An 18,627-nucleotide genomic window follows, 5' to 3' on the forward strand; every position below is an offset into this window, starting at 1 on the left:
GGAGATCCCAACGACAGCGAGAGTTTTCATACTCACATCGTGCACCACAACCGAAGAGGGCATTTGGCTGCTGCGATGCAGCAGCCAAATGCCCTCTTCGGGATTCTTGGTTTACAAGGCGCTTTAAGCTCATCTGCGCCAATAGACTTGCCACAGAATCCAAATTGATAGCGTCACCGTGGCTAGGATCACTAGCCAGTGATCCCAACGCTGCGGATCAAAGCCCGTATTATCCATGTACCATTATTCCTCTCCGCCAGAAGGTGCAGGCGGTGGTGGCGCGGGTGCGGGCGCTGGCGGCGGTTCTGGAGCCGGCGCAGGAGCGGGCGCTGCGGGTCTTGGTGCAGGTGGCGGCGGCGCGGGTGCGGGTCTTGGTGCAGGCGGTGGTGGAGCGGGTGCAGGCGGCGGTTCGGGAGCGGGCGCAGGAGCTGGGGCAGCCGGACGTGGTGCTGCAGACGGTTGCGCCGCAGGGGCAGGTCTCGGTGCAGCTGATGGAGCTGGAGCAGACGGTTCCGCTGCCGGGGTCGGTGAGCTAGATTCCGCTGGTTGGGGTGCGGGTGCAGATGGAGTCGAGCGAGGCGTTGGTCGAGGAGATGAACTCGATGCAGGTGCTGGCGAATCGGACTCATCCGCTGGCTCGTCTGCGTCTGCATCAGAAGAAGTAGAGTTTGGCGTCTCAGCGGGTTCTGGTGCGTCGTCATTAGAATCGGTGCCAGCGTCATCAGCAGCGTCATTACCAGAATCACTATCAGTGCTGTTATCTGGCTCATTATCGAGTTCATCCGCGTCTGCGGTCGGTGATGAACTCGGACGCGGCGATGAGTTCGACGGCTCTGGTGCAGCCGAGGGAGTTGAAGTCGATTCCGCCTCTGCCGTATCCTGACTCGGTAGCTCAACCGAACGTCGCTCACCTCGCTGGTGAGCACGGCGGTTTTGGCGCGATCCTTCAATCGTCAGGTCATACTCAATTGGGACACTGGCTCCACCCGAAACTGGATTAAAGCGCGATCGCTGAGCTGCTTCAATTGCCGCTCGATCAATATCCGGATTGCCACTAGAGCGCGTCAGCGTCACACCGCGCACTGAACCATCATCATTAATCTCAACCTGAACCCGAGGCTGGCCTTCTGCACCAGACTCCAGCGCTTCTTCGGGATAATCAGGCGTGACACAATCCTCGCACGCAACGGTTCGAGATCCCCGTCCCTGACCTGAGTCACTGCCTTCGCTCGAATTTGAGCCAGTTCCGCCAGGACCCCGCGCCACATTTGCATCTTGTCCTTGACCCTCATCAGAACCATCCTCGGAACTGCCGGATTCAGACGATTCAGACGTTCCATCTGGCGACCCATTCGCGCTGGTTCCTTCGTTTGACAATCCTGGTCGGGCGGTTCGACTCGCTTCCAGTTGGTTTAGCAGATTACGAAAGCGACTCAGCCGCGACTCATCCTCTGCTGCAGCTTCCGGATCTGGAACAGCTGCGACCTCTGTCTCTTCTTCTGGTTCTTCTTCCTCTGCTGTTGTGTCTTCTGTTACGTCTTCTGTCTCTTCTTCCGTTTCCTCTTCGGGTTCTTCCTCTGGCTCCGGTTCTGTTTCAAACTCAGATTCAACGGCTGTATCGACTGGCGGTTCCTCTGGTTCGGGTTCGGGTTCTGGCTCCTCAATCGGAGGTGTATCCGTTACAGGTGGCGCAGTTGGCGGCAGCACAGCAGCCGGTGGAGCCGCTGGAGCGGCGGCAACTGTCTCTGGAGCCGCTGCAGACGCATCCGTCGTTTCGGTGCTTAGCTCCGCTGGTGGCACCTCTTCCGGCTCCTCAACGGGCAGCGGCTCTGGCTCAGGAGTGGGGTCAGCCGTGATGATCAATTCGATGGGGGTTAACTCTGCTTCTGCTGGTCGCTGCCAGATACCCAGTAAGCTCACTGCATATGCGATCGCATGTAGCACCACCGAGCCGACAAAGCAGTAGAGCAAAAACTTGCGCAGAAACGTCTGCTCACGGTCATACTGCTGCGCACAAATATCAGAAAGACTCATATCACCAACGGCTAATGACGGGCAATGCGAATGCAAATAAATCTCAATGAGAGATCTACTATCAAGAATAATTTTCAATCTTATGCGGTTTCACTCAGAATGTGAACCCATATTCGAGATAAAAAATGAATTCCAAAAATGGGATTATATAACAATCTCAAGTCTTGACAGCTTTTCATCTAGACGACGGATGAAGAACAGCAGATATAACAATCCAGAAACTTACTCAATAGGCTTGACATTTGTTCCCAGATCAGACCTAATACTATTGCTAGTCTTTCTCATCTGAAATATGGGATAGTGGCGGCAATAACCATTGGGATCACCATTGGAAAAGGATTTGAAAAGGATGTGGCTCTTGACGAGTCAGTCCGCTGAGCTACTTTACGATGAGCACTTGACGTATGGGAACGATATTCGCGGCTGGCGGCATTGTCATGTGGCCGCTACTGATTTTTTCGATTATTGCGATCGCACTGATTATCGAGCGCTTTGTTTTTTGGTTTCGGATTAACCGTCGGCAGCGGCGGGTGATGCAGGATATCCTGCGCATTTATCGACACAGCCCGCTAGAGGTTTTCCCGAAGCTGAAGCAAAATGCCGATTTGCCAGTTGCTCGTGTTTGCCTGGAAGCCTTGGCCATTGAGGGAGCCAGCCCCAAGCAGTTTCATCTAGCACTGATGAGTGCAATGCAGGCCGAACTACCGCGACTGCGTCGGTTTAGCACAGTCTTCAGCACGATTATTAGTGTTGCGCCGCTACTGGGTCTGCTAGGGACAATTCTCGGTCTGATTAATTCATTTGCGTCATTAAACATTGGTGACATTGGCGGCAGCAACACGGCGGGAGTGACTGGCGGAATCAGCGAGGCGTTGATTTCGACAGCGGCTGGTCTGGTGGTTGCAATTTTCACACTGCTGTTTGCCAATCTGTTTCGCGGTCTCTACAAGCGTCAAGTGGCTATGATTCAGGAATATGGTGGACAGCTAGAAATTCTGTACGAAGATCATCACGAAGTTCTGTATCCGAAGGGGGAAGCTCATGTATCTGCCTGAGGAACAAGATGATTCTTTTGAATTAAATATCGTGCCGATGATTGATGTCATTTTTGCGATTCTGACATTTTTCATCGTCTCGACGCTGTTTTTGACGCGCTCGGAAGGTCTACCCGTTAATTTGCCTAAGGCCGCAACGGCTGAGACGCAGCAGAAGACCAGAGTGACCGTCACGGTGGATGAAGGTGGCGAAATTTCGCTGAACCGGCAAGCAATTGAACTAGACAATTTGCAGGCGGGCGTACGGGCGCTAATGGACGAGACGCAAAGCGCCATTGTGGTGATTAACGCCGATGAAGCGGTCAGCCACGGTCGGGTCATTGCCGTTATGGATCAGCTGCGGGAAATTGAAGGGGCCAGTTTAGGCATCGCCACTCAGCCCGGTGCAGCGCCTGATGCAGCTCCATCTGATTGATTAATATCCAGTCGGTCTAGAAATTCTCAACCACCTTCAGTCCAGTCATAATGCCGTTTGCTTCTTCCCAGCTACAGTTCAAGCAGTCACCGATCGGGCTGATTCTCGGTTTAGGTATCGGGATTGCTCTTCTTGGTCTCTGCTTTTTAGCCAGCGTTCTGTTTGGGGCCGCCGACATCAGTCCAGTCACGGTATGGCAGGCCCTAACTGAGTTTGATGGCTCGACCAACCACCTGATTATTCGGACGGTGCGCCTCCCCCGAGCCATCATGGCGGTGGTGGTGGGCGCAGCACTGGCTGTCGCTGGAGCCATTACTCAAGGACTGACGCGGAATCCTCTCGCTGCCCCCGATATCCTGGGGATCAACGTGGGAGCAGCCCTAGCAATGGTGCTGGCTGTCTTTTTCGGGATTGGTAGTGGGGCAGTAGGCTTTGCGTTTGTCGGAGCTGCGATCGCAGCCGTGACCGTTTACTGGCTGGGTTCAATGGGGCGCAGCGGCCTGACACCGCTCAAGCTAGTCATTGCCGGGGCTGCGCTGTCTTATCTGCTGGGATCAATCACAACAGGGGTCTTGATCCTGAGTCAACGAACCCTAGATGAAATCCGCTTTTGGCTAGCGGGGTCACTGGCGGGACAAGATATGGCTAGTTTGCTGCCGATTTTGCCCTACATTTGTGTGGGACTGATCGGTTCCCTGGCCCTCGGACGACAGCTCACGCTGCTATCGCTCGGTGAAGATGTCGCTCAAGGACTGGGCTTGCAAACGGTCTGGATCAAAGTTGCCGCTGCTGTCACGGTGGTATTGCTGGCAGGTAGCTCGGTGGCGCTGGCTGGCCCAATCGGCTTCGTCGGCTTGGTCGTGCCCCACGTTGTCCGGTTTGGTGTCGGCGTAGACTATCGCTGGATTCTGCCCTACGCCATGCTTGCAGGCGGCATCCTGTTGTCAGTTGCTGACATTGCAGCACGACTCATCATTCGTCCCCAAGAACTACCCGTCGGCATCATGACTGCTCTCGTCGGCGCACCATTTTTTATCTACTTAGCGCGATCGCAGATCAAACGGTAGTCGCCCCTACAGATGTATCTATAGACTTGTCTATGTCCTCCACGAAACCCTGGATTTCCATCCGACCGCGACGATCACCTGTGTCTTTTAGGATCGATCGGCGGGTACCTATCACTATAGCTGCGCTGGTTGGAATCGCTTTGCTGTCGTTCATTTTCAATGTTAGTCAGGGAGAATATCCGGTACCGCCCTTAGAAGTGGTGAAAACGATTCTGGGACTGCCTGCTAACCCAGACTATGAGTTTGTCATCAACACGCTGCGTTTGCCCCGCGCTCTAGTGGCGCTTCTGGTTGGTATGGGTCTAGCTACAGCGGGCACAATCTTGCAGGGATTGACTCGCAATCCCCTCGCTGCCCCTGAGATTATTGGCATTAATTCAGGAGCCAGCTTGGTTGCTGTTGTTTTGATCGTGCTGCTGCCACAGGTTCCCGTTGGCTGGCTGCCCGTAGCCGCTTTTCTAGGTGGATTAGGAGCTGCGATCGCAATTTATCTCTTGGCCTGGAATCAAGGCAGTTCACCAATTCGTTTAATCCTGGTGGGCGTTGGTCTAACCGCCCTGACGGGAGCCTGCACCAGTCTGATGATTACCTTTGGCGATATCTATAACGTTAGTCAAGCTTTGGTATGGCTAACTGGTAGCGTCTACGGTCGCAGTTGGGAGCACCTGTGGCCGTTGCTGCCGTGGCTGATTGTTTTTATGCCCCTGTCGCTAGTGCTGGCGCGAGATTTGGATACGCTCAATCTGGGTGACAACCTAGCTCAAGGGCTTGGTAGCCGAGTGGAATGGAATCGTAGCCTGCTTTTGCTCTGCACCGTTGCCTTGGCTGGTTCATCAGTTGCCACGGCTGGCACGATTGGTTTTGTGGGATTGATGGCTCCCCACGTGGCCCGTCAACTGGTCGGGCCATCCCACGCTGGACTGATCCCCGTCGCCGCCCTGACGGGAGCTTGCATTGTCGAGCTGGCGGACTTAGTAGGCCGCTTGGTATTCGCGCCGATCGAGCTACCCTGTGGCGTCATCACCGCGATTGTTGGCGCTCCCTATTTTTTGTGGCTACTGTATCAGCATCGCGATCGCTAGCCTATGTTATGTCAAGTCTGTGTATAAGAACCTAATTTATTTTTTGTGAAACGTTTGCTCCACAAACGTTTCACAAAAAATAAATGATGGAGTTTCAATCAGAAGTGATATTAGGTAGCAATCCCCCTTGTAGCTGCCAAGTCCTCGACGTGCTTTTGCCTTTAACTGACTGGCATGTGGCTAACGTAAGTAACGTGGCGTTCAGTTTCTGCTAAGCTGCCATAATGAGAATCAATTTCATCTATTTGACTTGTAGCTAATAATGAGTATGGCGATCAAGCTGACGGATGCTGACTACGACGACATGATGGCGCAGTTTGAGCAGCAGGGAGAACCCACTTATCGCTCGACTGAGTTAGGCTTTCAGTGCCAAATCCCCACTCAATGGGGGGCAGGATTAGGACGCGTTTTGATGCTGCGCAATGGGCTGACCATTCAAATTGGTAAATTCAGCCTCAAACAGCCTGTCCACCACATTCGTCAGCATGAGACGGCATTTCCGCTGGTTGCCAAGTTTTATCTGTCAGGGGCATCGCGGGTTCAAACCCTGGATGCGTCAGATATTGACAACGACTACCAGGAAGTGGCGGGACGGCATTACCTCTATCATTTGCCGGATCTGACTGAAATTGAAGAATATCCCGCTGACAAACTGCTCTACGTCATTGATATCTCCGCTGATCCGGCCTATTTCAGTACGTTTCGTCAACATGAAACTGCGATCGCAAAGTCCCTCCAAAAACTACTGGACGGTGACAGAACCCAACGGTTTCATCAACCCCTGGGCCGAATTACACCGCTGATGCGGGAACTGCTCAAGCAGCTTCTGAACTGTCCCTATCACGGCTTGATGCAGCAGCTTTATTTGGAAAGTAAAGCCCTGGAGCTATTTGCCGCGCAGTTTTCAATTTGGACGGATGAACCTCCTGTTGCGCCCTCCCTGTCGCTCTGTGACCAGGATCTAGAGCAGATTCACCATGCCAAAGATATTTTGCTGCGGCACAGCCATCATCCCCCCTCATTAACCGATTTGGCCCGTCAGGTCGGCCTTAACGATCGCAAGCTGAATCGAGGCTTCCGGCAGCTATTTGGCACGACAGTGTTCGGCTATTTACAGGATTACCGCTTACAGCAGGCTCAGAAGCTGCTGCGCGACCCGGCCCTGACGATTGCTAGTGTGGCTGCCACGGTTGGCTACACCAGCCCAGAAGCCTTTAGTACCGCGTTTCGCCGCAAGTTTGCCGTTAGCCCCAAAGCCTATCAACTGAGCCAGCGAGCTTAGCGCAAACGGTCACGATCCCGTCGCCAAAAATCAGCAACTCCAAAAAGTCGCTCTCGCAAAGAAAAAAGTCGCTCTCGCGAAGATTGCGATCGCAACTGCCAACTATCATGCTCGTACTTCCTAATAGGAATAATTGGCATTAGCTGAGATAGCGTTGGTGTGAGTGAGTAAAGCATGATGAATGTACTGTTGAGCCTGTCGTTGATGACACTGGCGGGAGGACTGCTGCTGACGATGCCGTCTGCTGGAGCCGCAGAGGATTTGGGACTGGATGAAGTAGGTGCGATCGCAGATGACGCCAAGTCAAACTCAATTGAACCTGCTGCCACCACGGTTGAAGAATGGCGGACGCAACTCGTCCAGGCTGAGCGAGTTGAGATTACGAATGTTCAGGTTGAGGAAACGGCAGACGGCTTTACTCTGCGATTAGAAGCAACTGGTGAGCTGGCGACCCCTGCCATATCTGTGACAGGTAATGCTGCGATCGCAGATATTCCCAATGCGGTTTTGAACTTGCCGGACGGCGAAGACTTCTTTGCTGGCGATCCGGCTGAGGGAATCGTGCTGATCAACGTGACGAATTTGCCAGACAACCAGGTGCGGATTGCGATTACGGGCACGGATGCCCCACCTATCCTCAACATCACAACTGCCGCTACTGGACTCGTGGTAAGCGTCACTCCTGGCGATCCAGCGGCTCAAACCCCAGATGACGACTCCATTCAAATCAGTGTGACGGGGGAGCAAACCGATGATGATTACTTTGTGCCCAATGCCAGCGTTGGTACGGGCACGGATACGCCAATTCTTGACACGCCTGCTTCCGTTCAAGTTATCCCTCGCCAGGTGCTAGAAGACCAGCAGGTGATTCGTTTAGAAGATGCGCTGAGCAATTTGAGCGGCGTTACCTACGGCGGCACGTTTGCTGGACTGGATGTCGATTTCAATATTCGCGGCTTCAACAACGCCCCAATTCTGCGGAATGGGTTCCGCCAGTTCGGTTTCGGTAACGACGGTATTCCAGAAACAGCAAACCTGGAGCAGATTGAGGTATTGCGGGGGCCAGCCTCGATTCTATATGGAGAAATTCAACCCGGTGGGGTGATTAACTTAGTCACCAAACAGCCCCTGGCTGACCCGTTTTATGAGGCGCAGCTTCAGGTAGGCAATCGCGGCCTGATCAGTCCTCAAATTGACCTATCGGGGCCACTGACATCAGACGAGCGCTTGCTCTATCGTCTTAATGCTCTATATCGCAACGAAGAGAGCTTTCGAGACTTTGAACAGAACATTGAGCGATTTTTTGCCGCACCCACCGTTAGTTTGGCAATCAACGATCGCACCGATCTCACGCTGCTCCTAGAATACTCCAATTACCAGGGGCCATTTGAGGTGGGTTTACCCGTGATTGGGGATGAAGTGGTGGATGTCCCGCCTAGCCGCAACGTTGGTGAACTGGATGATTTTGTGGATATTGACTCGCTCCAGGTTGGCTATGATCTGGAGCATCGATTCAGCGACAACTGGCGATTGCGTAACGCTTTTCGATTTACCCGCCAAGACATTTCAAATGTAGGTGCGATCGCGGTATTCTTCTTCGATGAATCGGCTGGGATTATTGGTCGTGGACTGAGCCGCCAGATTCGAGACCCGCAGGATTTTGGTCTGCAAACCAGCGTTGTCGGTGAGTTTGCTACGGGTTCTGTGGAGCACACTTTGTTAGTGGGCGTTGATCTCAACCGCAGCGAAGAACGAGACACAGCTCAATTCAGTGACTTTGCCGACTTTCAACCGCTGAATATTTTTGACCCTGTTTATGGCACTTTTAATGGGGTGAATCCAGAGAATTTGCCAATTTTTCGGGATGATGGCAGTAAGCGCGATCGCTTAGGCATTTATGTTCAGGATCAAATTGATATCTTTGATAACCTGATTTTAGTCGCTGGCTTACGCTACGACACCGTCGAGCAAACCCTGACATCGTTCCCCAATGCCTTCAGTCCAGTCACCGTAGAAACGACTCAGAATGATGATGCCTGGACACCCCGAATTGGTTTGGTCTATCAGCCCATTCCCAGCCTGTCGCTCTACGGCAGTTACTCGCAGTCTTTCACCCCCAATGAAGGGACAACGACGACAGGTGATCTCTTGGAACCTGAACGGGGAGAAGGCTTTGAGGTTGGTATCAAAGCTGAATTACTGGATGGTGACTTGCTAGCAACCCTGGGATACTTCGATGTCACTCGGCAAAATGTCGCCACTGCCGATCCCGTCGATCCCTTTGCCTCCATTGCGACGGGAGAACAGCGCAGTCGGGGCATCGAACTCGACTTGGTGGGTGAGATTTTACCGGGCTGGAATATTCTGGCTTCCTATGCCTATATTGATGCGGAAGTCACAGAAGACAACGTGATCCCGGTCGGCAACCGCTTGTTTAATACACCGGAACACAGTGCCAGTCTGTGGACAACCTACACGCTGCAATCCGGTGGCCTAGAGGGTTTGGGCTTTGGAATTGGCTTTGATTTTGTCGGAGAACGAGCTGGAGATTTGGACAATAGTTTCGAAGTGGATAGCTACTTTCTGACCAATGCGGCCATTTTTTATCGCCGGGATAACTGGCGAGCCACCATTAGCGCGCGTAATCTATTCGATGTCAATTACATTGCTGCCACCCAAAACTCTCGATTTAGTCTGAATGAACCCGGCGCACCCTTTACGATCGTTGGTTCAGTTGCCGTCCAGTTTTAATGGTGTGCCTGATCTAGTGTTGATGTTGCGCTGTAAGAGCTAAAGAGTAGTGAAACGAGTACTCTCCCGTTGGTTGTGGGTCGTTATGATTGGCGCAGTGGTTGCGATCGCAGCTTGTCAAAGCAATTCTGACGAGATGTCCGTTGATCCTGCCCCTGCGGCATCTTCCGATCAAGCAGACTGCCGCACAGTTCAGCATCAGCAGGGTGAAACCGAAGTTTGTGGGCAACCTCAGCGAATCGTGGTGCTCGGCCCGTTTATTTTAGAGCCGCTGTTGGCTCTGGGTGTGCAACCGATTGCGTTTGCCGATCAGGCGACCTGGCATCAGGGTGATTATGATCAGCCCAGCCAGCAAATTCCCTATCTTGGAGAGTATGTTACTCAGCCATTGATTAACGTTGGTTCGGCGACGCAACCATCTGTTGAAGCACTCGTCCAACTCAAGCCCGATTTGATTCTAGGAGCTGATTTCAACAATGCTGAGCAATATGAAACGCTGTCCCAAATTGCGCCGACCGTACTGTTGGAGTGGGATGATGTCGATACAAACATCAATATAATTGCTCAAGCCATCGGACAACCCGATAGAGCAGAACCATTGCTAACAGAAACTCAGCAAAAAATTGAGGTTGCTGAAAATGAATTTGCCCCGTTAGTGGCCAAGCAACCCAATGTTTTACTGCTTAGTTCCAGTCAGCTCACGGAAATTTACATCGGGAACAGCGCACATGGTCTATGTAGCTCTCTTTTGCAGGATTTAGGCTTCAATCTGGTATCGATAGATGGTTTAAAGGAAAATCGACCCGGGAGCACGTCATCCGCTGGCGAGAGAATAAAGGTTGAGCTGGTTGTTCAGGTAAGCGCAGCGGAGCGCCAGAATTTGAGGAACATTCTGAGGGTTCCACTGCGCACCTGCGACCTGCACTCTGGCATCAATCTGCTTGATGAGTGATTCGACCGGGCCTGAGCCAATCGGCATCCCCTCTTGCTGGTAGTACCTGTAGTTGACAATCCGAGCGCGATGTCGCTCCAGATACCTCCCAAATCGTTGAGACTGCTGAGAGTTGAGCCCCGCAAACAGGGCACTGGCCTCATCGACCTGACCGTGCCACAGAAGGTGTCTGGCCTGGTTGAGCCGTTGAAGGGAACCGCCCACTTTATACAGGTTCTCCATCAGGTGATACCAGTCCAAGACCTCCTGGCGAGTGAGCCTCTCCATCTGTTGGTAGAGCGACCAAATGCCGCTGTGTCCGTCTCCTAAGCAGAACACAACACTGGCCCAGCAAAGGCTCCTGAGCCAGGCCAACAGCGCATCATTGTCGTCAAACCAGGCCATACCCACACCGTCACCGTCCAGCCGCACCGCCTTGTACTGCTTCCACTCGCTGGGCTCTCCGCTCGGAGTCACTAGGCGAACCATCCCGCCATCGAGAGCCATCTCCTTGACTGTCTCCTCTGGAGCCGATGACTCAATCGGATTGCGCCCTACGATGCGCTCGACACTCTTGGCGCTCACGGTGACCCCGGTGAGCAGTTCAACATCCCGACTCGCCTGCACGAAGGACACCGTTGCTCCCATCTGCAGACAACACAGCTCGACCAGGGGGCTGAACTGGACTCTGGGCTTGACTCCAAGCCGCTTGGCCTGCTGTCGGCCAACCTGCAATATGCCAAGGATGCTGGTTAGCTTTCGGGTTTCTCCTTCATCTTTGCCGACGCTTGTGTCGATAAAAAAAGACCTAAGTTGGGTGACACATGACGGTGCACTTGCTCACGGACCGTTTGCTCGATTTCGCCTAAGCTCGTCATCCTCATCCCCTGTTCCTTGGCGTCGTCATAGAGGATCTGTGCTAAAGCGTTGACGTGATGCTGCATTTGGTCGCGCTGGTCTGGAGTCATGTCAGGATCCGATAAGGGCACTCACTCCATTATATTTTCATCTCCTCAGCGGATGACGTGCTCCCAATCGACCCGGTGCGCCAGTCCCCGTTTCATTGGAAGCACTAACTCAAATTGAAGACGTTGATAGTGTTGTTTTGCTGGGCAGCAATTTGAGCGATCTGCAAGACCCTGAACGCTTCAGAGAACATCAGCTAGCAGACTTGAAACAGGCTTGGCAAGAAAATGCGATCGCACAATCTCTTGATGCCAGCAAGGCCGGACGAGTGTATTTTATTCCGGCCTACCTGTGCCTGGGTTTACCTGGCCCCATTGGCACAGAGCTGTATCTAGAAGAACTGCAAGAGCAACTGCTGCCAGAAAACTAGCGGATGCAGTACAGAAACCAATACGGATTAGTTGTTCGTAAGGTGAAATAAATCACGGGTAGTGGTATTCAGGTAATGATTTTTGAGTGTGTGGGCACTGCCCACACACCCAAAAATCATTACCTTTTGAGGACTATCAAATCACGAAATTCTGGGTGAAAGATGGCAACACAAGCAGAGACTGAGCAACTTGATCAACCTGTCGTCTTTGAGCGACTGTTAAGCATCTTAGATGAACTGTATGAAAAGATTGGTAGCCATCTAACCGTTTTTCCAACGGGTCAGCAACCGTTCCAAGATTTCACGAGTCCCGATAATACTATTAGCGGTTCACTTCTAACATTTACTGGAGAAATTATCGACAAGCTTATTTATACAAACGTCAATGCAATGCCGATGGGTTTTGGCACTATGCGTTTGGTCATTTGGCTAAATTCATCTATTCAAGTTCCCCATTTAGCTTTTGAGTTCGGCACTACACCCGACATATTTTTCTACATGGACTATATTCCTAGAGTCGATTTATGGGCTGACTTGAGCTACTTCGAACGCTACTACCAAGCGATGAATTCCACTTATTTAAGCCTCAGACAGAACTCTGACTTATCCGTATTCGTGAGTAAGAGCTTGTACGTCAGACAATTACAGTCTCCCGCTCACCTTTGCTTTACTGGCTCCAACCCGAAAGCTTCTCTCGATCTAGTTCAGAATCTTTCACATGAAATGTGCGATCGCTGGTTAACTTGGATCAATCAAGCCGAACCAGTACCTGAAGAAAGCCGAAACACTCTAGCAGAGCGGGATTTGCAAATGCGGCGGATTGGTGCAGAACGCGATCCTGGAAATGCTGCGATCGCAAAAATATTCGGTGAAGACTTTACCCATCAACTCGTGCGAGCACTATGGGAAAAAGAGCCTACAGTGACTGATGAGTGACCTTAGCAGCCGCAAAGTAACTCCATGCAGCCACGTTTGGTTAATGCTGTTAAAAAACAGGCCGATTCGCTGGAATTGCTGTAGGCTAATCGGGGTAGATGAAAATTGCTGGTTTACGGGGAAACCAATCATGCTGACCGACCTGCAAAAACGCAAGCTGACCAAGTTTTTTAGCCTATATGATTCCGACTATACCGGAGTCCTGGTGAAAAAAGACTTTGAACTCATGTTCCAAAAGCTATCGAACCTACGCAATTGGTCGAAGCGATCGCCACGGTGCATTTTGCTGGAAGACAAATTGATGCGTAAGTGGGAGCAGCTCCGGCAAAAGGCCGACACTCATCACAATAAAGAAGTGTCTATTGATGAATGGCTGGCCTATTACGACGAGATGCTGACAGACTCCCAAACCTGCGCCGAAGAAGTTGCTAGCCTGATGGATCTGATTTTTGATGTCTTTGACTCTGACGAAGACGGCAAAATCAACCAGCAGGAATGGGGGCAGCTCCTGGCTGCGTTCAACCAGTCGCCGGTCTACGCTCCCCTGGTTTTTCCCTCATTGGATACCGATCAAGACGGCTGGTTGTCCAAGGACGAAATCTTGACGCTTTTCCAGGAGTTCTGCTCTGGCAACGATCCGCAGAGTCCAGCCAATGGTATGTTTGGCCCCTATTAAAGTAACGCCAACTTCCGATAGCCTGCATTGAAATAGCACTACTCCATGTCATTAATTTTGCTGAGCAGGACTATGTCGCCATTGGTGTCCATATTGATGCGACATTGATGGCGTCCATGATAAAAGAGCACGAATCTAATTTGCCAATTGACTGCATCCACCAAGCTCAGGCCATTTTACGGCAAAACTTACAGGCACCACCCGCCATCATGAGCTGGCTCGGCGAGTGGGTCTCAATGATTTCAAGCTGAAACAGGGCTTCCGTGAGGTACTGAATACGACAGTGTTTGGCTATGTGACTCAACAACGAATGGAACAAGCTTGTCAGTTACTCATGAAACAGCGAGCGGTGGCTGCCGTTGCCCAGGAGGTCGGCTATGCCAGCCCCACGGCGTTTAGTAGTGCGTTTCGGCTCGGTAATTCTAGGGCCAGCCCTGGGTGGAGTGCTCGATCCGCTGATTGGTCTGCCCGGTATTTTAGGAGTTGATTTGACCAGCTTTGGAGTTGCGATCGCAACCTTGATCACCTGCTCTATTCCTCAGCCAACCAGCGATCAAATGATTCATTTTCGACTCACTTTATAGCCCCCGAAATACTGATGATGTCTAAGGTAGTTGGGCCACCCATTGCCAGTCAATGCATTTGCCAACCTGAGCAACAGGTAACAAATTGAGAAGCGAGATAAAGGAACCCAAATATTGCTAATTCTTTTGTAAAAGAAGCGCCTCAACCTTTGAGCTATCGCACTTAATAGAAATAGCCGAATTGAGCATAAATACTCATGAAACCTATTTGTGAATCTCCCTTGGCAGTCTCCTTGACCCAAGAACTCCCCCAGCGTCTCAGAGCGCATTCCTATTCCATTATCGATTTAGCACAGGAAATTGCTCAAGACTTTGAATGTCCCCTCTGCGAAATCTTGACCCCGATGGGCGAGGCTTTGATGGTGCTGGCCGAACAGCATCAAATTATGTTCGATCGCAGTCGCAAGCAGGTTATGTTGACCAGTGCATAAGCGCTCCAGATGCTGTTGAGGCTACTGGAAATGAGATTATCCGGCGAGACACACTCCAAGCACACGTCGGCTCAGTCTGCCTTCCACTGTTTATGGTTAGTGTCTTGAGGCTGCGCCAAATTTTACCGGATAGGAGCCAAAAAACTCCGTTTAGGAATCCTACAGAGGCCCAATTGCCGCTAAGCTACTGGCTGAGGTAATTAAGCAATGCTGTTGTATGAGTGAATTGGGCCAATCGTATCGTCAACTATTAGTTACCTATCTCAGACCTCAACGGCTGCGGGTGCTGTGGTTATCCATTACGCTACTTGCGGGAATTGGGCTACAGGTGCTGAATCCCCAGATTTTGCGCTACTTCATCGACACCGCCGTCGCCGGTGGCTCGCAGCGGGTGCTGGTGTTAGCGGCACTGGGATTTATTGCGATCGCAGTTTTGCGACAGGGCTTCGAAATTGTAACCACTTATTTGAGTGAAACCGTTGCTTGGACGGCTACAAACAACTTGCGCCTAGCCCTTGTGCGGCACACGCTCCAGCTCGATATGGCCTTTTACAAAGCTCATACCCCCGGCGAACTGATTGAACGGGTTGATGGAGATGTCGATGCGCTCTCCCGCTTCTTTTCCCAGTTTGTGCTGCAAGTGCTGGGCAATGGTTTATTGGTGATCAGCATCTTAGTTGTGCTGTGGCTGGAAGACTGGCGAGCGGGGCTGAGCCTGAGTCTGTTTGCCCTCGCATCATTTGGGGCTTTAGCTGGACTGCAAGCGCTGGCTGTCACTCCCTGGCGCATCTATCGCCAAATTAGTGCAGAATTTTATGGATTCGTGGCGGAACACCTCAGCGGCTTGGAGGATATTCAGGCCAATGGTGCCGTTGGCTATGTGATGAATCGCTTCTACACCATCATGCGCCGCTGGCTAGCAGCGTTCCACAAAGCCCGCTTCACCAGCACCCTGCTCTGGGGCAGCACGGTTGGGTTGTTTACGATCGGAAATGCGATCGCACTTGCCGTTGGCGCGTATCTCTGGCAGCGCAACGCCATCACCATCGGCACCGTCTACCTCCTCTTCTACTACGCCACCCTTCTGCGCGATCCGATCGAGCGCATCCGCGAAGAACTCGAACAGTTCCAACAAGCCACCGCCAGCCTGCAACGTATCCAGAACCTACTGGCTCAGCAGTCTCACATTCATCCCGGTGGTCAAGCTGTCTTGCCATCAGGAGCCTTGTCGGTTGAGTTTCAAAATGTGTGGTTTCGATATGGGGAGGAGCGTGAGAGGGTGGATGGGTGGATGGGTAGGAGAGAAGAAGAGAGGGGGAGTGAGGACGATACAGGTACTAGGCTTCAGCCAGCACCTAATACTCAACCCCCGATTTCTAGCACCCAAAAACTAAAAACCAAAGCCCAAAACCCACCAACTAGCAACCAATCCCTAACCCCTAACCATCAACAACCAACCATCAACAACCAACCATCAACAACCAACCATCAACCATCAACACCAAACAACCCACCTACCCATTCAACCACCTACTCATCCACCCATTCACCCATCCACTCATCCATCCTCCACAACCTCACCTTCCACCTCCCTGCTGGTCAAACCCTTGGCTTACTGGGCCGTACAGGCAGCGGCAAGAGTACCCTCGTCAGGCTGCTACTGCGTCTCTATGACATTCAACAGGGGCAGATTTGCCTCGGTGGAATAGATATTAGTCAAGCTGCGCTGGCAGAACTGCCGCACCGCATTGGTTTTGTCACTCAGGATGTTCAGCTTTTTCAAACAACGGTACGCAATAATCTAACTTTCTTTAATCCGCACATTCCCGATGCCGCTATTCTGCAAACCTTGGCTGAATTGGGCTTATCCCCTTGGCTGGAAGCCTTACCCCAAGGATTAGACACCGAACTAGGAGCCGATAGCGGTGGACTGTCGGCAGGACAGGCGCAGCTACTGGCCTTTGCCCGAGTGTTCCTAAAAGATCCGGGACTGGTGGTGCTGGATGAGGCGTCGTCGCGTCTTGATCCCCTGACAGAGCAGCTGATTGAGCAAGCGGTGGATCGGCTGCTGAAAGATCGCACGGGCATCATCATTGCCCATCGATTGAAAACAGTGGAACGAGTCGATCAAATCTTGATTCTGGAGCAGGGACAAATCGTTGAGTACGGCGATCTCACATCGCTGATGGCTGATCCCGATTCTCGATTTGCGCGCTTGCTCAAAACTGGCGCTGTGGCAAAGCCGATCTGATTCCTTTCTACTGTTGCGGGAAACTGTTGACATGCGATCGCAGCTTACGAAGAACAAATACAGCAAGCCCGTGAAACATTTGCCCCGATTGTGGCAACTCATCCCCAGGTTTTGCTGCTAGGCGCAAGAGATGTGAAGGATTCTGTTTATGCAATTGAACCAGAAAGCTATCTGGGAGAACTGTTTGACGGATTGGGATTTGAGCTTGTCACTGCTCCCACTCAGCTCAATGCCGATATTTCAATAGAGGTGTTGCCAACGCTAGCTGCTGATGCCGACACGATTTTTGTCCTGGGTTACGATTTGAGTGCGGGCGATGACGCTCAAAAATCCTCATCTGAGAGCGCCCTTAATCGTGCCCTCGATGGCCAAACGGCAACGGCTGAACGGAGCTGGCAGGAAAGTGCGATCGCACAATCTCTTCCCGCGAGTCAGCAAAATCGCGTTTTCTTTACCACCTACTACCTGTGGAATGGCTTGAACGGCCCCATCGGCGCAGAACTGGTGATTGAACAATTGCGCCAATTTCTGCTCTAACAAACAGGTGCTTGACTATATCTATCTGCACAGTTAAGAATAATTTGCATTAACTGAAAGCTATACAGGTTTCATGTAAGGCTTTATTGTAGGTGCGATCGCAAACACTGTGGCAATTACTATTTCACGGGAAGATTACGAGCAACTGTGGCAGGAGTCCAATCCAGCTCCTGAACTGTCAGCCCATTCAGGCTTTTTTGAAACTCAATGGATGGTGCCTGAGCAATTAGGACAGGGTTATATTCAGTCGATACAGTGGTGTGGCATCGATCTCACACTGTATCACTATCAGTTCCATGAAGACGTGCATTTGCTTGAGACAGCACAAGACGGAGCTTTCTCAATGGGTGAAATCGGGTTTCATCTATCGGGCAATCGATCTGGCAAAAGTACGGGAGAAAACTTTATTGCTTGGGGTCGCTATGACGTTCCAGATGAATGGGTAGAGGTTACCTATGCCAACGCTCCCATCCTCAAGGTTGATATTCATTTAGAATCGCCAAATGCGCTCAGTCAGTTCATTGCGGATACGCTGAGAGAATTGCCAGCCGAGATTCGTCGGTGCCTGAGAAACCGTGACGGACACTGGCTGAGTGAGATCAACACGATTACACCTGCGATGCGGTTGCCCCTGGAACAAATCTTTCATTGTCCATTTCAAGGCAAAACGAAACAGATCTATCTGGAGAGTAAGTGCTTAGAACTAATTGCGCTGAAATTAGAGCAGTTAAAAGAACTAGACAAACACACAGGCCCATCCTATTCGCTAAGGCCCGATGATATTGAACGGATTCACCGTGCTAAGACCATTCTCACAGCCAATCTCGATCATCCACCGTCGCTCATGGAATTGGCTCGACAGGTGAGCCTCAATGATTACAAGCTCAAAGCTGGATTTCGTCAGGTATTTGGTACCACGGTGTTTGGCTATCTGCATCAGCATCGGATGGAAACAGCCCGTCAGTTGCTCGGAGAGCAGCGGATGAACGTCAAGGAAGTGGCGCAATCTGTGGGCTATGCGAATCAAAGCCGATTTGCTGCCGCTTTCCGCAAGCAGTTTGGCATTAACCCTAAAGCCTACTGTTTGAGCACAAAATCCGGCTAGGGCGCAAAACGATCCGGATGTGAGCGAAAATGCCCTTCCATGCCTGCCTTCCTTTCGGTATCTTCTTGAGAACAGTTCCTAGTAATATTCAGGTGCTGTTCGTCTCAAGAGGTGTGTGGAGAAAGGTGTAATGAATATATTGGCAAGGCAGCAT

The 18,627-nt window shown here is 51.6% G+C and carries 16 protein-coding genes and 2 pseudogenes; 16 read left to right on the forward strand and 2 right to left on the reverse strand.

From position 1 onward, the window contains the following. Nucleotides 1-243 precede the first annotated feature (243 nt). Complete coding sequence (locus AC286M_RS22130; protein WP_488206452.1) at nt 244-2,034, reverse strand: energy transducer TonB; 1,791 nt, start codon at nt 2,032-2,034, stop codon at nt 244-246. Between the two features lie 404 nt (nt 2,035-2,438). Here AC286M_RS22130 and AC286M_RS22135 point away from each other — a divergent pair, with 404 nt between their 5' ends. The 7 genes and pseudogenes from AC286M_RS22135 to AC286M_RS22165 form a co-directional block, all read left to right on the forward strand. After that, nucleotides 2,439-3,089 carry a MotA/TolQ/ExbB proton channel family protein gene (locus AC286M_RS22135; RefSeq protein WP_488206453.1) on the forward strand — a complete coding sequence of 217 codons (651 nt, stop codon included), beginning with the start codon at nt 2,439-2,441 and terminating at the stop codon, nt 3,087-3,089. Further along, a complete protein-coding gene (locus AC286M_RS22140) occupies nt 3,076-3,504 on the forward strand; it encodes an ExbD/TolR family protein (RefSeq protein WP_488206454.1) in 429 nt (142 codons plus the stop codon). Before AC286M_RS22135 ends, AC286M_RS22140 begins: the two co-directional genes overlap by 14 nt. A gap of 50 nt (nt 3,505-3,554) precedes the next feature. Continuing rightward, nucleotides 3,555-4,571 (forward strand): FecCD family ABC transporter permease, encoded by a 1,017-nt coding sequence (locus AC286M_RS22145; RefSeq protein WP_488206455.1) that lies wholly within the window; start codon nt 3,555-3,557, stop codon nt 4,569-4,571. Nucleotides 4,572-4,711: 140 nt separating this feature from the next. Then, nucleotides 4,712-5,653, forward strand: coding sequence for a FecCD family ABC transporter permease (locus AC286M_RS22150; protein ID WP_488206456.1), 942 nt, complete (start codon nt 4,712-4,714; stop codon nt 5,651-5,653). 262 nt (nt 5,654-5,915) lie between these two features. Beyond that, complete coding sequence (locus tag AC286M_RS22155; protein ID WP_488206457.1) at nt 5,916-6,935, forward strand: helix-turn-helix transcriptional regulator; 1,020 nt, start codon at nt 5,916-5,918, stop codon at nt 6,933-6,935. A 174-nt stretch (nt 6,936-7,109) separates the two neighbouring features. Continuing rightward, entirely contained in the window at nt 7,110-9,686 is a 2,577-nt protein-coding gene (locus AC286M_RS22160) for a TonB-dependent siderophore receptor (RefSeq protein ID WP_488206458.1), read from the forward strand. Nucleotides 9,687-9,822: 136 nt separating this feature from the next. Next, nucleotides 9,823-10,449, forward strand: a pseudogene (locus tag AC286M_RS22165) (ABC transporter substrate-binding protein); the annotation flags it as partial. A 51-nt stretch (nt 10,450-10,500) separates the two neighbouring features. Here AC286M_RS22165 and AC286M_RS22170 read toward each other — a convergent pair. Beyond that, a protein-coding gene (locus AC286M_RS22170) for an ISKra4 family transposase (RefSeq protein WP_488203071.1) occupies nt 10,501-11,585 on the reverse strand; the annotation gives its coding sequence in 2 pieces (ribosomal slippage) (nt 10,501-11,399 and nt 11,399-11,585; 1,086 coding nt in all). Between the two features lie 95 nt (nt 11,586-11,680). Here AC286M_RS22170 and AC286M_RS22175 point away from each other — a divergent pair. The 9 genes and pseudogenes from AC286M_RS22175 (at nt 11,681) to AC286M_RS22215 (ending at nt 18,473) form a co-directional block, all read left to right on the forward strand. Continuing rightward, nucleotides 11,681-11,953, forward strand: a complete 273-nt coding sequence (locus AC286M_RS22175) for a hypothetical protein (protein ID WP_488206459.1) — start codon at nt 11,681-11,683, stop codon at nt 11,951-11,953. Between the two features lie 162 nt (nt 11,954-12,115). Continuing rightward, on the forward strand, nt 12,116-12,889 hold the full coding sequence (locus tag AC286M_RS22180; RefSeq protein ID WP_488206460.1) for a hypothetical protein: 774 nt from the start codon (nt 12,116-12,118) through the stop codon (nt 12,887-12,889). A gap of 130 nt (nt 12,890-13,019) precedes the next feature. Beyond that, nucleotides 13,020-13,565, forward strand: a complete 546-nt coding sequence (locus tag AC286M_RS22185; protein ID WP_488206461.1) for an EF-hand domain-containing protein — start codon at nt 13,020-13,022, stop codon at nt 13,563-13,565. Between the two features lie 226 nt (nt 13,566-13,791). Beyond that, nucleotides 13,792-13,917, forward strand: a pseudogene (locus tag AC286M_RS22190) (helix-turn-helix transcriptional regulator); the annotation flags it as partial. A 25-nt stretch (nt 13,918-13,942) separates the two neighbouring features. Beyond that, the gene (locus AC286M_RS22195; protein WP_488208885.1) at nt 13,943-14,149 is read left to right on the forward strand and encodes a hypothetical protein; all 207 of its coding nucleotides are present in this window, start codon (nt 13,943-13,945) and stop codon (nt 14,147-14,149) included. A 197-nt stretch (nt 14,150-14,346) separates the two neighbouring features. Next, nucleotides 14,347-14,580, forward strand: coding sequence for a hypothetical protein (locus tag AC286M_RS22200; RefSeq protein ID WP_488206462.1), 234 nt, complete (start codon nt 14,347-14,349; stop codon nt 14,578-14,580). Nucleotides 14,581-14,797: 217 nt separating this feature from the next. Continuing rightward, the gene (locus tag AC286M_RS22205) at nt 14,798-16,831 is read left to right on the forward strand and encodes an ABC transporter ATP-binding protein (RefSeq protein ID WP_488206463.1); all 2,034 of its coding nucleotides are present in this window, start codon (nt 14,798-14,800) and stop codon (nt 16,829-16,831) included. A gap of 90 nt (nt 16,832-16,921) precedes the next feature. After that, nucleotides 16,922-17,368 (forward strand): ABC transporter substrate-binding protein, encoded by a 447-nt coding sequence (locus AC286M_RS22210; RefSeq protein ID WP_488206464.1) that lies wholly within the window; start codon nt 16,922-16,924, stop codon nt 17,366-17,368. A 109-nt stretch (nt 17,369-17,477) separates the two neighbouring features. Further along, entirely contained in the window at nt 17,478-18,473 is a 996-nt protein-coding gene (locus tag AC286M_RS22215) for a helix-turn-helix transcriptional regulator (protein ID WP_488206465.1), read from the forward strand. Nucleotides 18,474-18,627: the final 154 nt, after the last annotated feature.

The organism is Thainema salinarum CENA647 (genome assembly GCF_057732415.1).

Excerpts from the sequence above, each read along its gene's own strand:
- AC286M_RS22130 (WP_488206452.1), bottom strand. The coding sequence starts at position 2,034 with ATGAGTCTTTCTGATATTTGTGCGCAGCAGTATGACCGTGAGCAGACG.
- AC286M_RS22135 (WP_488206453.1), top strand. The coding sequence starts at position 2,439 with ATGGGAACGATATTCGCGGCTGGCGGCATTGTCATGTGGCCGCTACTG.
- AC286M_RS22140 (WP_488206454.1), top strand. The coding sequence starts at position 3,076 with ATGTATCTGCCTGAGGAACAAGATGATTCTTTTGAATTAAATATCGTG.
- AC286M_RS22145 (WP_488206455.1), top strand. The coding sequence starts at position 3,555 with ATGCCGTTTGCTTCTTCCCAGCTACAGTTCAAGCAGTCACCGATCGGG.
- AC286M_RS22155 (WP_488206457.1), top strand. The coding sequence starts at position 5,916 with ATGAGTATGGCGATCAAGCTGACGGATGCTGACTACGACGACATGATG.
- AC286M_RS22160 (WP_488206458.1), top strand. The coding sequence starts at position 7,110 with ATGATGAATGTACTGTTGAGCCTGTCGTTGATGACACTGGCGGGAGGA.
- AC286M_RS22180 (WP_488206460.1), top strand. The coding sequence starts at position 12,116 with ATGGCAACACAAGCAGAGACTGAGCAACTTGATCAACCTGTCGTCTTT.
- AC286M_RS22185 (WP_488206461.1), top strand. The coding sequence starts at position 13,020 with ATGCTGACCGACCTGCAAAAACGCAAGCTGACCAAGTTTTTTAGCCTA.
- AC286M_RS22195 (WP_488208885.1), top strand. The coding sequence starts at position 13,943 with ATGCCAGCCCCACGGCGTTTAGTAGTGCGTTTCGGCTCGGTAATTCTA.
- AC286M_RS22200 (WP_488206462.1), top strand. The coding sequence starts at position 14,347 with ATGAAACCTATTTGTGAATCTCCCTTGGCAGTCTCCTTGACCCAAGAA.
- AC286M_RS22205 (WP_488206463.1), top strand. The coding sequence starts at position 14,798 with ATGAGTGAATTGGGCCAATCGTATCGTCAACTATTAGTTACCTATCTC.